The organism is Rhodoligotrophos sp. CJ14 (assembly GCF_038811545.1).
GTDB lineage: Bacteria > Pseudomonadota > Alphaproteobacteria > Rhizobiales > Im1 > Rhodoligotrophos > Rhodoligotrophos ferricapiens.
Genome location: NZ_CP133319.1, coordinates 1439224 through 1451482 on the forward strand (window position 1 = coordinate 1439224; position 12259 = coordinate 1451482).

Sequence of the window (12259 nt, forward strand, 5' to 3'; positions counted from 1 at the left end):
GCTGAAATCATGAGGGATGCCCGCGCGAGACGAATTCTCCTCGGCGCTGCCGCGGTGCTATCGCTATGTGCAACAGCGCAAGCGATGTCAGCCGAAGCGCAGCCGTCCAAATATGGCCTGCAACCCCGAAAGGTGCTGGAACAAACGAGGCCGATCCGGCCATCACCATTCACCACCACCCACGAGGCCTGGTCCTTTCCGAACGCGCCAAACCTGGAGCAGAAGAGCCCGAGCTGGCCGTTATCTCTTCCCGAGGTCAACGACGCCCCACCGTCCCCGCCTGTGGCCGGCCTCAAACGGATCAGCCCCATCCGGCCGTCGGATCTGACCGCTGCGGACGACGCTCTGTCCTTTCCGCATGCCCCCGGCGCGCACGAGCCTTATCGGCCTTGGCCTCTGGGTTTTGGCTTTGCGCCGAGGAACAACGACCTGCCGCCCTGGGCGCCCAATGTGCGAATTCGCAGATAGGCCCGCGCCGCCCGGGTTTGCAGCACGAGACGTCCAATTCTCCTGGACGGCAATTCAGGCAGCGTTCACCTTGCGGGCGGTTAATTCTAACCGTGAGAGAGGATCTGTTTCGGATGCTCTAGCTGTCACACTGACTGAGGTTAAGACCCATGAGCCTAAGGACAGGCATGAGAACGGCTGTGATCGCGGCCGCGATGGTCGGCGCGATGGTCACCGTTGGGGCGAGCGAGGCTTCGGCCCAGAGCGCCTATTGTGATCGTTATGCTCGCGACTATGCGAATCGCGCAGCAAATCCCGCTGGCAACGTTGTCGGCGGCGCGGCCGCTGGCGCGATCGGCGGAGCGCTGCTCGGCGGCATCATCGGCGGCGGCAAGGGGGCCGGCCGCGGTGCGGCCATTGGCGCAGGCGTAGGTGCTCTAGGCGGCGCCGCCGGATCGGGTGGTCAATGGAACAGCTATTATCATGCCGCCTATAACGACTGCATGGCGCAGAACGTGCGTCAACCCCGGGCCGTTCGCGGTGGCCAGCTCGAACCCTGGAGCCGGGAATGGTACCGGTATTGCCAGCAGCGCTACCGTTCCTTCAATCCGCAGACCGGCTATTTCCGCACCGGCTCCGGTCAGTACCGCTTCTGCCAATAGCCAGAATTCGGGCAGGCCGGCTGCAGCATGGCATCCATGCTTCAGCCGGTTGCCGTTCCCCCGGCGCTGAGCGCCACCGTCTGACCGCTCAGTGTCACGGCCTCATCCGCGCACAAAGCGAGGATGAGGGTCGCAAGTTTCGCCGGATCCGCTGACATTCCGGGACCGATCAAAAAGCATCCGACCCCGCGCGGCGTCAGATCGAGCGCCATCCCGCGCGTGAGGCTTTGTAGGCTCGCCTGCGCCGTCATCGCTTGCTCAAGTGCATCTCGGGTGCCATCGCGCACCTCGACAATGGTGATGATCCGCCCCCAGGCCCGCTCGATCATTGCCGGTGTAAGAAGGTCGATCACGCGCAACATGCCCTCGAGCTGGGCATCGAGCGTTTGGCCCGCCGGCCGGGCTTCACGTGTTGGATCGCGTCCCTCCATGCTCAGCACATTCACCAGGATCGAGATCTGGCCGAGCTCCATGCGGACATGATCGGCAAAGCGCTCCCGTGCCTCTGCTGAATAAAGGTCGAGCTGCCCGCCAATCCCGCGGCGCCCCGTAATCGCCACGGCGTCCAGCATCGCATCCAGCGCATCAGCCGAACGCAGCCTAAAATCATGATGGCTGGCACCGCCGACCGGCACTGCGATGAAGCCCACCGCCACATTGGCGCCGGCGCGCGCGAGGGTTGATGCGGCAACCCGGCCCGCCGCGCCAGATCCGGTCGTGACCCAGGCAGTGCGCCCCTCGAGACGATGTGTTGCGGGGGCTGTGGTTCCAGTCATGTCACGCCAACTCTCTTCGGCGACACCCGTTCCGCCCGGCAGGAGCGAAGCCTTGCGAAATCCTTTATGATGCCTGCCCACAGCTCTCGTAGACACCCCAGCCTCCCATCGCCATAGCCAGCACAGAACCCGCATCATGACATAAAATCGGGAGACGGCGCCAACCCGCTTGCGGCCGCCCACAGAATCAATACGGATGGAGAGCGTCATGCGGGTGCCCAACTGTAGACCGGACGGAGACAGGAATGCTTGCGGGGTTCGCCGAACGGCCGGCCCCGAGGACATCGAGGATCAATCACTTGAATGATGTGAGGCCACTCCGGGTGCGTGATTGGAAAGAGATGTGGCTGGCCGGCTTGCGACAGAGGCGAAGGAGGCTCTCTGAGCAATGACCATGTCGCAGTCCCGACAGAACGGCGGGCCCGTGCCGCTATATCTCCGGATCAAGAGCCACATCGCCGAGCACATACGCCGGGGCGATTGGCCGGCGGGCCTGAAGATCCCATCGGAGAATCAGCTCGTCGCCGAGTTGAAGGTCAGCCGGATGACCATCAACCGCGCCCTGCGCGAGCTCACGGACGAGGGGTTCCTGTCGCGTGTTCAGGGCGTGGGCACCTTCGTGCGCGGCAATCCCCTTCAGGCCGGCATCATCGAATTACCGGATATTGCCGAGGACATCCGCTCGCGTGGTCATAAATACAGCGCGATAATCGAGGAGAAGGAGGCTTTGAGGGCAAATGCTGAGGTGAGCCGCTTGTTCGGCTTGGCCCAGCCCTCCCGCCTGTTTCGGGCGGTGATCATCCATTGCGAGGATGAGCTGCCGGTTCAAATCGAAGAGAGATGGTGCAATCCAGCCGTCGTGCCGGGCTTTCTCGACCAGGATTTCGCCCGGATAACCCCGGAATCCTATCTTGCCGGCATCATCCCGGCGGATGAGGTTGAGCATGTGATCCGTGCCGTGCTGCCCCAAGCAAGCCATCAGCGCCTGCTGATCATTGGCCCGGGAGAGCCCTGCATGAGTATAGAGCGCCGCATTTGGACCGGCGGACATGTGGCGAGCTATGCCCGCTTCGTCCATTCCGGCAACCGCCATGTCTGGCGATCGCGGTACAATCCGCTCTCCCCGGGCAAGAGCCGCATCCTGGCCGAAGCCTCCTGACCGTGCTCCCGCGCAAGCGAAACGGGCGGCCCCGGGGAAGACCGCCCGTTCTGGGTATGGCTCGCTTGCGAGGGGAAGCAAGATGCGGGAACCGAGCCATTGATTTGAGGATATCGCCCAGCGCCGCGAAGTCATCTTAAGATTTTGTAAGGTTCAGAAGATGGATGACGCAAAAGCGCCGATATCGCCGAGCATACAAATCGAGAATAATTGAAGATACAGCGAGCCGAACGCAAAGGATCCTCTCAATGAAATATGTGATCCTCGCTCTTGGGTTAAGCCTGGCCTGCGCGACGACCGTATGGGCGCAAGAAACAAACCAGCATCAGCATGGCACCCATCAGGAAGGCCAGGCACCCGGCGGCACGACCGCCGGCTCACCGGCCGACACTGCCTATCGCGCCGCCCTGGCGAAAATGCACAAGGATATGGATATCCCTCTGACGGGCAATCCTGATCTCGATTTCGTGCGCGGAATGATCGCCCATCATCAGGGCGCAATAGACATGGCCCGCGTGGTGCTCGACCATGGCGAGGACCCGGAGGTCAAGGCGCTGGCACAGGCAATCATCGCGGCCCAGGAAGCCGAGATCGACTGGATGAAGAAATGGCTCGCCGAGAACGGTGGATAAGGCCTCAGCTGGCCTTTGGCGCTGCCTCCCGCAACACCGCCAGATAGGCTGAGACGGCATTCGCCATTCCCATCACCAGGGCATCCGCAGTGAGCGCGTGCCCGATCGACACTTCCGCAACCTGCGGCACTGCGGCGATGAACTTCGCGAGATTGTCGAGATTGAGGTCATGGCCAGCATTCACGCCGAGCCCTGCGCGTTGGGCCGCATCCGCTGCCGCCCGATAGCTCGGCAGAATTCTATCGTCCTCTCCGCGCATCAGAGCGAAATGATAGGGTCCGGTATAGAGCTCGATCCGATCGGCGCCGACGCTTGCGGCCTCCACGGCCATTTGGGGATCCGCATCGATGAACAGCGACACGCGCGCGCTCTGGCTATGGAGCCTTTTGATGACGGCTTCCAGCAGGGCGCGATTGGCCGGAATATCCCAGCCGTGATCCGAGGTCTTCTGGCCGGGCGCATCGGGCACCAAAGTCACCTGTTCTGGCCGCACCTCAGCCACCAGCTCTAGGAAATCCTCACTGGGATAGCCCTCGATGTTGAACTCGATCTCGGTATGTCCCTTGAGAAGCGCTCTCAACTCCCGCACGTCCTGCCGGGTGATGTGTCGCTCATCCGGACGCGGATGCACCGTGATCCCTTGGCAGCCAGCGTCGATGCAGATCCGCGCCATCTCGGTGACGCTGGGATAAGGCAGATCGCGCTGGTTTCTGAGAAGGGCGATCTTGTTGAGATTGACGCTGAGATTGGTGGCCATTCACAAAACCTTAACACTCTGGGAGAGCGTGCTTTTTCTCGACAATAGGTTTACCCCGCCTTAAGGTCAACGCTATCGGGCACGGCGTTTGGTGACTTCTCACTTGACCGTCTATTGCCCACGTGACCACTTAGGTGCCTCGGCGGGGCTGCCGGCCGTATCTTATTCGAGGGATCGTGTCATGGGCTATAAGACCATCGTCGTTTCGCTCAACGACGTTGAACGGGCGGGTGTCGTCCTCGGCCTTGCTGCAAAGCTTGCTGGGCGTTACGGGGCGCATCTGTTGGGGGTCTATGTGATCCCCGCGGTGCAGGTCTACCCGGCCATAGCCATGCAGATCACCCCCGAGATCATGGACACCCAGCGTCAATATTACGAAGAGCGGGCCGAGCAGGTGAAGCAGCTCTTCGACCAGACCGTTGCGGCGCAGGGCTTGAGCGCCGAATGGCGGCAGGTCGATGCGGAAGGCTCCATCATTGCCGATGCGGTCGTGGCATTTGGACGCAATGCCGATCTCATCATTGCCGGTCAGGTAGACCCGGATAGCGAAACGATGGTCGAGATCGATCTTTGCGAGCGTCTTCTACTTGAAACGGGCCGCCCGCTGCTGGTGATACCCTCCTCCGGCAGTTTCGATGACATCGGCACCGAGGTCACCGTGGCCTGGAATGCCAAGCGCGAAGCATCCCGCGCCGTTTTCGACGCGCTGCCGCTTCTCAAGCAAGCAAAGCACACGGTCATTCTCTGCGTGAACCGTGATGGCGAAGACGAGCCCCTCGCTGGTACGGCGATTGCCGCGGCCCTCGCACGCCACGGGGTGAAGGCCGATATTCACCGCTCGGTGGTCAAGGACATCAGCGTCGGTGACGAGATCCTGTCGCGCATCTCCGATTTTGGCTCGGACCTGGTCGTGATGGGCGGCTATGGCAAGTCCCGCATGCGCGAGTTCATGTTCGGTGGCGCGACCCGCGACATTCTTCATCACATGACGGTTCCGGTGCTCATATCCCATTGAGGGATTAAGACGCGGGGACCTATGGCCGGGCCGGCGAGCCAAAAACCTATAGCCATTCGTCCCGAATGCCATACCAGGCATAGGCCGCCTTCAGATAGGCAGGCCTGAGATTGGGAGCGGGATAGCGCGCCAGCCGCCTCGTGATGACCTTGGGCAAGGCCTCGAGCCGTTCGGCTCCGGTGATCAACTTGCCGACCATCCGACCAGACCAATTTGCCATGGCGACCCCGTTGCCGTGATAGGCCAGCGCCGTCCAGACCGTACGCGCCTTGTCCAACGGCCCGAGATAGGGCACGAGATCATAGGCAAGACAGGCGAGCCCCTGCCAGAAATGGGTATGCTGCACCTCGGCCCAGGCGGGAAACATGCGTTCGAAGCTTCGGCGCAACGACTGCTCCATGGGCGCTACACCGAGACGCGAAGCATCGGTTCCGCCCCGACCGCCGAAAAGGAACCGGCCATCGGGCAGCAGCCGGAAATAGTGCAGCAAAATGCGGCTGTCGAAGCACATGGTGGTGGAAGTCCACCCTTGGGCCGCCCTTTCCTCCGGTGAAAGCGGCCGCGTGACCAGAATATTTGACAGAACCGGCATGATCCGGCCCTTGAGCAGCGGCACGACCTGCTCTTGGGTGAAGCCGTTGCAGGCGAACACCACCTGCTTTGCCTCGAGTAAACCGCGATCCGTCGTGAGAAGATGACCTCCGGGCGAGGCGCGCCAGGAGCGTAGCGGCGAATGCGGATGAATGATGGCACCCGCCGCATGCGCGGCGCGGGCAAGCCCGCGCGCCAGCTTGAGCGGATGCGTCGAATATCCCACCGGGTTGAAGATGCCGCCATGGAACGCCGGCGAGTGAAGTCCTCGCGTCCTCAAGTCCTCGCCCGAGAGGATCTCGCAACGCGCCCCGAATGTCTCGGCCAGGAACTGCGCCTCCTTCCGGAACTCGGCCAGTCTGCTGGGCTTGTGCGCCAAGGCAATTTCGCCATCGGCGGACATGTCCGCATCGAACCCATACCGTTGCGCCATCTCCCGCAACGCGGCCACTGCATCGCATTGCAGCCTGTAAAAGGCACGCGTATCCGCAAGCCCATAGCGCGCGGTCATCACTGGCCAAGGCAGTTTCGCAGCGCCGATGCAAACAAAGCCGCCGTTGCGCCCCGAGGCACCCCATCCCGGTTCGGCAGCCTCCAGCACGACGACCCGCCCGGCCGAACGCTCCGCCAGCTCTAGCGCGCAGGAAATCCCCGTATAGCCGCCGCCGATAATGGCCACATCACATGTCTGATGGCCTGTCAGCGGCACAAGCGGCAGGCCGAGCGGCGGCGCCGTCTCTTCCCAATAGCTCTTAACGGGGCTTGCGAAATGGAACGCGTCTGGATGGGCTGTCGATGGCATGGAGCGAGCTGCCTCAGGCCAATGCACCGAGCCTGCGGGTCAAGATCCGGCGCGCCTCTCTGAGCGTATCCTCCTTCCGCCCGCCCGCATCGATGGGGCTCCACGAGACCGGCCCCGTTCCATAGGCAAGCTGCTGGTCCACCACCTCCGCCGTTGCATCAGACGCATCGGCTATACGCCGCTCGACTCGCTCTTTCATCTTTTCCTTCGGCGCTGTGAGCCATAACCCCACGAACGGCACATTGAGCCGCTCCGCCACCCGGGCGATGGCTGCGCGCTCATCCGGCTTTGAGAACACCGCGTCCACCACGACGGAATGTCCGCTGCGCAGGATGATCTTCGCCTTCTGACTGATGCTGGCATAAACCTCGGCCGTCACTTGCGGCGTATAGCCATGCTCGCCGAGCCGTTGATGCTCGCTGAGGCCGAACATGGCCTTCCGCTCGACATCGCTGCGCAAGTGGAGGGCGCCGGGCGCCGCCCCGATCTGGTGACTGATGGCCGAAGCGAGCGTCGTCTTGCCCGTGCCCGAGAAGCCGCCGACCGCAACCAGCTTGGCCGGTGGCGGCAAGAGATATCCTATCGCCGCATTCACATAGGTGAGGATCTCACGCCGGGCACTCTCCGGTTCCTTTTCCGGCATTTGCCGCAAGCGGTCGATCGTGACCACCGCACGGATTCCAGCCCGCAATGCGAGGAACAGGGGCAGGGCCGCGAGTCCGTACAATGTGAGCGGACCATCCATCAGCTGTACATAGCGGTTGAGCAGAAGCTGCGCGGCCGGCCGGAACCCCTTCTGCATCATATCCATGATGAGAAACGCAAGATCATAAAGGACATCGATTTGTGCCAGCCCCTCGTCAAATTCCAGCGCATCGAACAACACCGGCTCTCCATCGATGAGCGCGATATTGCCGAGATGCAGGTCCGCATGGCAGCGTCGGACCAGTCCGCGTTCGGCCCGCATGTTCAGGCTGCGCGAGGCCGTCTCGAGCGCCAGCTCTGATCGTTCGACGAAGCGCCGGCGCATATCGGCGCTGACAAGATCCGGCGCCCGCTCAAAGGCCTGGCGCACCTGGGTCAGAATGGCGGCCATGCGCTCACGCCCGTCAGTTGTGTTGCAGATTGGAGCCGTCTGATGAGCCCGGGCGACGACCTGGGCGAGCCGTTGAGTCAGCTCAGCGGAAAGCCCGTGCTTTGCCGCGTAATTGGCAAGCAGATCCTCATTGGGAAAGCGGCGCATGTGGAGCGCCCACTCGACAGCCTCGCCCTCCCCGTCGATGGCGAGCGTGCCCTCTGCGCTGCGTGTGATCGGTACCACCCCGAGATAGAGCTGCGGAGCATGGGCCCGGTTCAGATCGAATTCCCGCTCAAGGACCCTTTGCCGGAGCGCCACCGTGGAGAAATCGAGGTAAGGCAATTTTACCGGACGCTTCAGCTTGTAGACATCCTGTCCGGCCAGGAACAGAATCGCTGCATGGGTGTCGATGCGCTCGACGGCAATGGGCTCCTGCCCATAGGCGTGATAATCCGCAAGAAAGCCGAGCACATCGTCAAAATTCTTGTGCTCGGCAATCGCCATCGGCCCCGTCCCTCGTCACCTCGACCCTTAGCAGGACGATACTCGCCAATCCGGTATTTCGCCATGATCATGTCGCAAGCGCTCCCATTTCCCACGTTGCTCAAGAATGCAAGTGATCGGAACTGATTCCTGTTTCCGGGCGTTTAGCTTCTGGGAGTGGTACGCGGACGGGAGTGCGCCTCGTCCAGCATTGCGGTCCCTCTTGCGTTTGCGCAGAGCGATGGTAGATCAATAGGGGTGCTCAATCTCCAAACGGCATCACAGTTTTAGCGTAAATTCATATTAGACGGCGCGAACTCCGGTCTTGGAGCCGGGTGCGCTGTTGTGCGTATAGTGGGGCGTTTACACATGGATCGTCGAGAGATCCTGAAATTCATTGGTGGTATTATTCTGGCCGGGGGACCGTTTTCGCCAGTTTCCGCGCAAGCACAGGCGCCGGAGGATATGCTCCGCGTTGGTGAACCAACGGGCTTTTCTCCGGGAAATGTTCGCGATCTTGCGCAGACACTCGCTCGCGAGCCCTTTAATCCCAGGGAGATTCAATTTCCTGAAAGCCTCTCTAATCTGACTTACGATCAGTATAGAGATATTAGATTCCGCCCCGAAGCGTCGATCTGGCGCGGCGACGGGCGCGGTTTCGCAGTTGACCTGCAGCATTCCGGGTCGATCTACAAGACCCCTGTCGACATTTACCTCGTCGAGAACGGCGAGGCGCGCCCCGTCCTTTATAATCCAAACCTTTTCACGTTCGGGCCGCGTGTGGCGCCGCCCCCGGAGGGAACTGAGCTTGCCTATTCCGGGTTTCGGCTGCGCCATCCTATGAATCGGCCGGACTATATGGATGAGTTTGCGGTCTTTCAGGGAGCGAGCTACTTTCGCGCGGTCGGACGCGGTCAGCTCTACGGCCTCTCTGCCCGTGGCCTTGCCTTGCGCACCGCCTCTCCTGAAGGAGAGGAGTTTCCGTTCTTCCGCGCGTTCTGGATAGAGCGGCCCGCGCCGGACGCGCGCGTGATTGTCGTCTATGCCTTGCTTGATTCTCAGAGCACCACCGGCGCTTACCGGTTTACGCTTCGCCCCGGCGACACCACTTTGATCGATGTCGAGTTCACCTTGTTCCCGCGCGTGGATCTCAACCATGTCGGTTTTGGTGCACTGACCAGCATGTTCCTATTCGATCCGACAAATCGCCACCGCTTCGACGACTTCCGCTCGGCGGTCCATGACAGCAATGGCCTCGCCATCTGGACTGGCAATGGCGAATGGCTCTGGCGGCCCCTCGCCAATCCGACCCTGCTGCAGATCAGCGCCTTCGTCGACAGCAATCCCAGAGGCTTTGGTCTGGTCCAGCGCCGGCGGGATTTCGACTATTACGAGGATACCGAGGCGCATTATGAGAAGCGCCCCACATGCTGGGTGGAGCCGGTCGGCGATTGGGGACGCGGACATGTGGAGCTGGTTGAGATTCCAACCGACCGGGAGACCAACGACAACATCGTGGCCTATTGGCGGCCTGCTCAGCCCATTCGTGCCAACGAGCCCTTCACGCTCACCTATAGACTTCACTGGGGCCCGGCCATTCCACGCGGTGAGCCGATTGCATCAGTCGAGTCCACGCGTATGGGCCTTAATTTTGCCCATGATAAGCGGCTATTCGTTCTGGATATCCTCAAGACGCCTGAGCTTGAAGGAGCCAAACCCGACATCAGCGCCAGTGGCGGGATCATTTCGAATATCGTCCCCCGCGATAATCCCGATGACAGGACTCACCGGGTAAGCTTTGAGCTTGATCCGGTCGATCGCGACCTCATAGAGTTGCGACTCCGGATGATGCGGGATGGACGATCGGTTGCGGAGACGTGGCTATACCGATGGACCAAATGACGAGGAATGCCGCGGCATTCGCCCAGCATCCGGATAATATGGACGATGTGCTCGTCCCGCCGGAGCGGCCTCTGCTCATGCCGGTGCAATCGCTCACCCGCTGGAATGCGCGGCAGGCACGCAAGCGCCCCGCTCCCGATGGCAAGACTGTGGCCTCTCGTATTTTTGTCGGTATGGCCACATTGCTCCTTACCGCCTTCGCAACCTATGAAATGATCAATGTGGTGGCCGTGTCGGAGGTGAGCTGGCTTCAGCTCGTCTTCGCGGGCCTGTTCGCCATCACCTTCCTATGGATCGCCCTGCCCTGCGCCAGCGCGGTGCTGGGCTTCATCCGCTTGGTCCGCAACACCGAGGCTGTACCGCCGCACCTCCCGCCGGGGCCGCTGGGCCGCAACGCCCTGGTGATGCCCGTCTATAACGAGGATCCCAGCCGCACTTGCCGGGCACTCGAGATCATGGGCCGCGATCTCGACGCGAATGGCGCATCCGACAGCTTCGAGATCTTCATCCTCAGCGATACGCGCGATGAAGAGATCGCGCATAAGGAGGAAGCGGCAGTCCGCGCGTTGAGAGCAGCGCTCGGGCCGGATCTCCACGTCTTCTATCGCCGCCGCGCCCAGAACACCGGGCGCAAGGCCGGCAATATCGCTGACTTCATCCGCCGCTGGGGCGCGCGCTACGATCACATGGTCGTCCTCGACGCCGATAGCATGATGACGGCGGAAACCCTGCTCTATCTTGCCCGCGCCATGTCGCTCGACCCCAATGCGGGCATTATTCAGACCGTGCCGATGCTGGCGGGCCGCAGCACGCTCTTTGCCCGGATGCAGCAATTCGCAACCCGCATCTATGGGCCGATCATCGCCGAGGGCCTTGCCGCATGGCATGGCCGCCAAAGCAATTTCTGGGGCCACAACGCGATCATCCGCACCCGGGCCTTCGCTGAAGCGGCGGGCATGCCGGAACTGCCCGGACGCAAGCCGTTCGGCGGACACATCATGAGCCATGATTTCGTCGAGGCGGCCTTGATGGTCCGCGCCGGCTGGTCGGTCTACATGGTTCCCGAGCTCAAGGGCTCCTACGAAGAATGCCCGCCCTCACTCATCGACCTCGCCGGACGCGACCGTCGTTGGGCACAAGGCAATCTCCAGCACATGAAGGTGATCGGCGCCAAAGGCCTCTGCAACATGAGCCGCATCCACCTGCTGGTGGGCATCATGTCTTACCTGGCCTCGCCCCTCTGGCTCGCGATGCTGACCATCGGCCTCGTGCTCGCAACCCAGGCGCATTTCACCCATCCGGATTATTTCCCGGAAGGCTTCAACCTGTTTCCGCGCTGGCCGGTCTTCGACAGCGAGCGGGCCCTGCAGCTCTTCGGCTTCACCATGGCCGTGTTGCTGTTTCCCAAGGTGCTTGGTGTCAGCGCCGTGCTCCTGAACCCCTCCGCGCGGCAGTCCTGCGGCGGTGGCCTTGCGGTTGTGCTGGGCATGATCGCCGAGACGCTGCTCTCGGCCCTCATTGCGCCAGTCATGATGCTGCTGCAGACGCGCTGGGTCGCCGAGATCGTCATGGGGCGCGACAGTGGCTGGAATGCTCAGCGGCGGGATGATGGCTCGCTGCCCTTCTCCACCATCTTCAGCAATCACTACGGCCAAATGCTGTTCGGTGCCGCCATGGCCGCGGCCGCCTACGCTGTTTCCCTCGACACATTCCTGTGGCTCGCCCCGGTCACGATAGGACTGGTCCTCGCGCCCTTCCTGTCGTGGCTCACTGCGCAAGTCTCGGCCGGTGTTGCGTTTCGGCGTGTCCGCCTCTTTCTGATTCCCGAAGAAGTCAGCAAGCCTGCACCGCAAATTTAAATCTGATGTCAAGTCCTTAAAGATGTCAGGTTGTTAATAATTTTAAAAAGCGTCTTTTCGACATCAAATTGGCATGATTAGCTTCCATCTTCGTCC

Annotated in this window: 10 protein-coding genes; 6 read left to right on the plus strand and 4 right to left on the minus strand. The window is 61.7% G+C overall.

The window, feature by feature from the left end; all coding sequences use genetic code 11:
* Window positions 1-617: 617 nt before the first annotated feature.
* The gene (locus RCF49_RS06620) at window positions 618-1109 is read left to right on the plus strand and encodes a BA14K family protein (protein ID WP_342643245.1); all 492 of its coding nucleotides are present in this window, start codon (window positions 618-620) and stop codon (window positions 1107-1109) included.
* A 41-nt stretch (window positions 1110-1150) separates the two neighbouring features.
* Here RCF49_RS06620 and RCF49_RS06625 read toward each other — a convergent pair whose 3' ends face one another.
* Window positions 1151-1885, minus strand: coding sequence for an SDR family NAD(P)-dependent oxidoreductase (locus RCF49_RS06625; protein ID WP_342643246.1), 735 nt, complete (start codon window positions 1883-1885; stop codon window positions 1151-1153).
* Window positions 1886-2273: 388 nt separating this feature from the next.
* Between RCF49_RS06625 and hutC the strand changes: the two genes are divergently transcribed.
* Together hutC and copM are read left to right on the plus strand one after the other, a co-directional pair.
* Window positions 2274-3044, plus strand: coding sequence for a histidine utilization repressor (gene hutC, locus RCF49_RS06630; RefSeq protein ID WP_342643247.1), 771 nt, complete (start codon window positions 2274-2276; stop codon window positions 3042-3044).
* 248 nt (window positions 3045-3292) lie between these two features.
* Window positions 3293-3676: a CopM family metallochaperone gene (copM, locus tag RCF49_RS06635; protein ID WP_342643248.1), complete on the plus strand. Its 384-nt coding sequence runs from the start codon at window positions 3293-3295 to the stop codon at window positions 3674-3676.
* A gap of 4 nt (window positions 3677-3680) precedes the next feature.
* On the opposite strand, the gene RCF49_RS06640 is transcribed toward copM, so the two are convergent.
* Window positions 3681-4433, minus strand: coding sequence for a pyridoxine 5'-phosphate synthase (locus tag RCF49_RS06640; protein ID WP_342643249.1), 753 nt, complete (start codon window positions 4431-4433; stop codon window positions 3681-3683).
* A 181-nt stretch (window positions 4434-4614) separates the two neighbouring features.
* Between RCF49_RS06640 and RCF49_RS06645 the strand changes: the two genes are divergently transcribed.
* Window positions 4615-5448 carry a universal stress protein gene (locus tag RCF49_RS06645; RefSeq protein WP_342643250.1) on the plus strand — a complete coding sequence of 278 codons (834 nt, stop codon included), beginning with the start codon at window positions 4615-4617 and terminating at the stop codon, window positions 5446-5448.
* Between the two features lie 46 nt (window positions 5449-5494).
* Here RCF49_RS06645 and RCF49_RS06650 read toward each other — a convergent pair whose 3' ends face one another.
* Entirely contained in the window at window positions 5495-6841 is a 1347-nt protein-coding gene (locus RCF49_RS06650) for an NAD(P)/FAD-dependent oxidoreductase (RefSeq protein WP_342643251.1), read from the minus strand.
* 13 nt (window positions 6842-6854) lie between these two features.
* A complete protein-coding gene (locus RCF49_RS06655; protein ID WP_342643252.1) occupies window positions 6855-8423 on the minus strand; it encodes an AAA family ATPase in 1569 nt (522 codons plus the stop codon).
* A gap of 348 nt (window positions 8424-8771) precedes the next feature.
* On the opposite strand from RCF49_RS06655, the gene RCF49_RS06660 reads away from it, so the two are divergent.
* Together RCF49_RS06660 and mdoH are read left to right on the plus strand one after the other, a co-directional pair.
* Window positions 8772-10304, plus strand: coding sequence for a glucan biosynthesis protein (locus tag RCF49_RS06660; RefSeq protein ID WP_342643253.1), 1533 nt, complete (start codon window positions 8772-8774; stop codon window positions 10302-10304).
* Window positions 10301-12163, plus strand: coding sequence for a glucans biosynthesis glucosyltransferase MdoH (mdoH, locus tag RCF49_RS06665; RefSeq protein WP_342643254.1), 1863 nt, complete (start codon window positions 10301-10303; stop codon window positions 12161-12163). Before RCF49_RS06660 ends, mdoH begins: the two co-directional genes overlap by 4 nt.
* Window positions 12164-12259: the final 96 nt, after the last annotated feature.

Bases quoted from the DNA above. Each gene is read 5' to 3' on its own strand.
- RCF49_RS06620 (WP_342643245.1), top strand. From the start codon at position 618: ATGAGCCTAAGGACAGGCATGAGAACGGCTGTGATCGCGGCCGCGATG.
- mdoH (WP_342643254.1), top strand. From the start codon at position 10,301: ATGACGAGGAATGCCGCGGCATTCGCCCAGCATCCGGATAATATGGAC.
- RCF49_RS06650 (WP_342643251.1), bottom strand. From the start codon at position 6,841: ATGCCATCGACAGCCCATCCAGACGCGTTCCATTTCGCAAGCCCCGTT.
- RCF49_RS06660 (WP_342643253.1), top strand. From the start codon at position 8,772: ATGGATCGTCGAGAGATCCTGAAATTCATTGGTGGTATTATTCTGGCC.
- RCF49_RS06625 (WP_342643246.1), bottom strand. From the start codon at position 1,885: ATGACTGGAACCACAGCCCCCGCAACACATCGTCTCGAGGGGCGCACT.
- hutC (WP_342643247.1), top strand. From the start codon at position 2,274: ATGACCATGTCGCAGTCCCGACAGAACGGCGGGCCCGTGCCGCTATAT.
- RCF49_RS06645 (WP_342643250.1), top strand. From the start codon at position 4,615: ATGGGCTATAAGACCATCGTCGTTTCGCTCAACGACGTTGAACGGGCG.
- copM (WP_342643248.1), top strand. From the start codon at position 3,293: ATGAAATATGTGATCCTCGCTCTTGGGTTAAGCCTGGCCTGCGCGACG.
- RCF49_RS06655 (WP_342643252.1), bottom strand. From the start codon at position 8,423: ATGGCGATTGCCGAGCACAAGAATTTTGACGATGTGCTCGGCTTTCTT.
- RCF49_RS06640 (WP_342643249.1), bottom strand. From the start codon at position 4,433: ATGGCCACCAATCTCAGCGTCAATCTCAACAAGATCGCCCTTCTCAGA.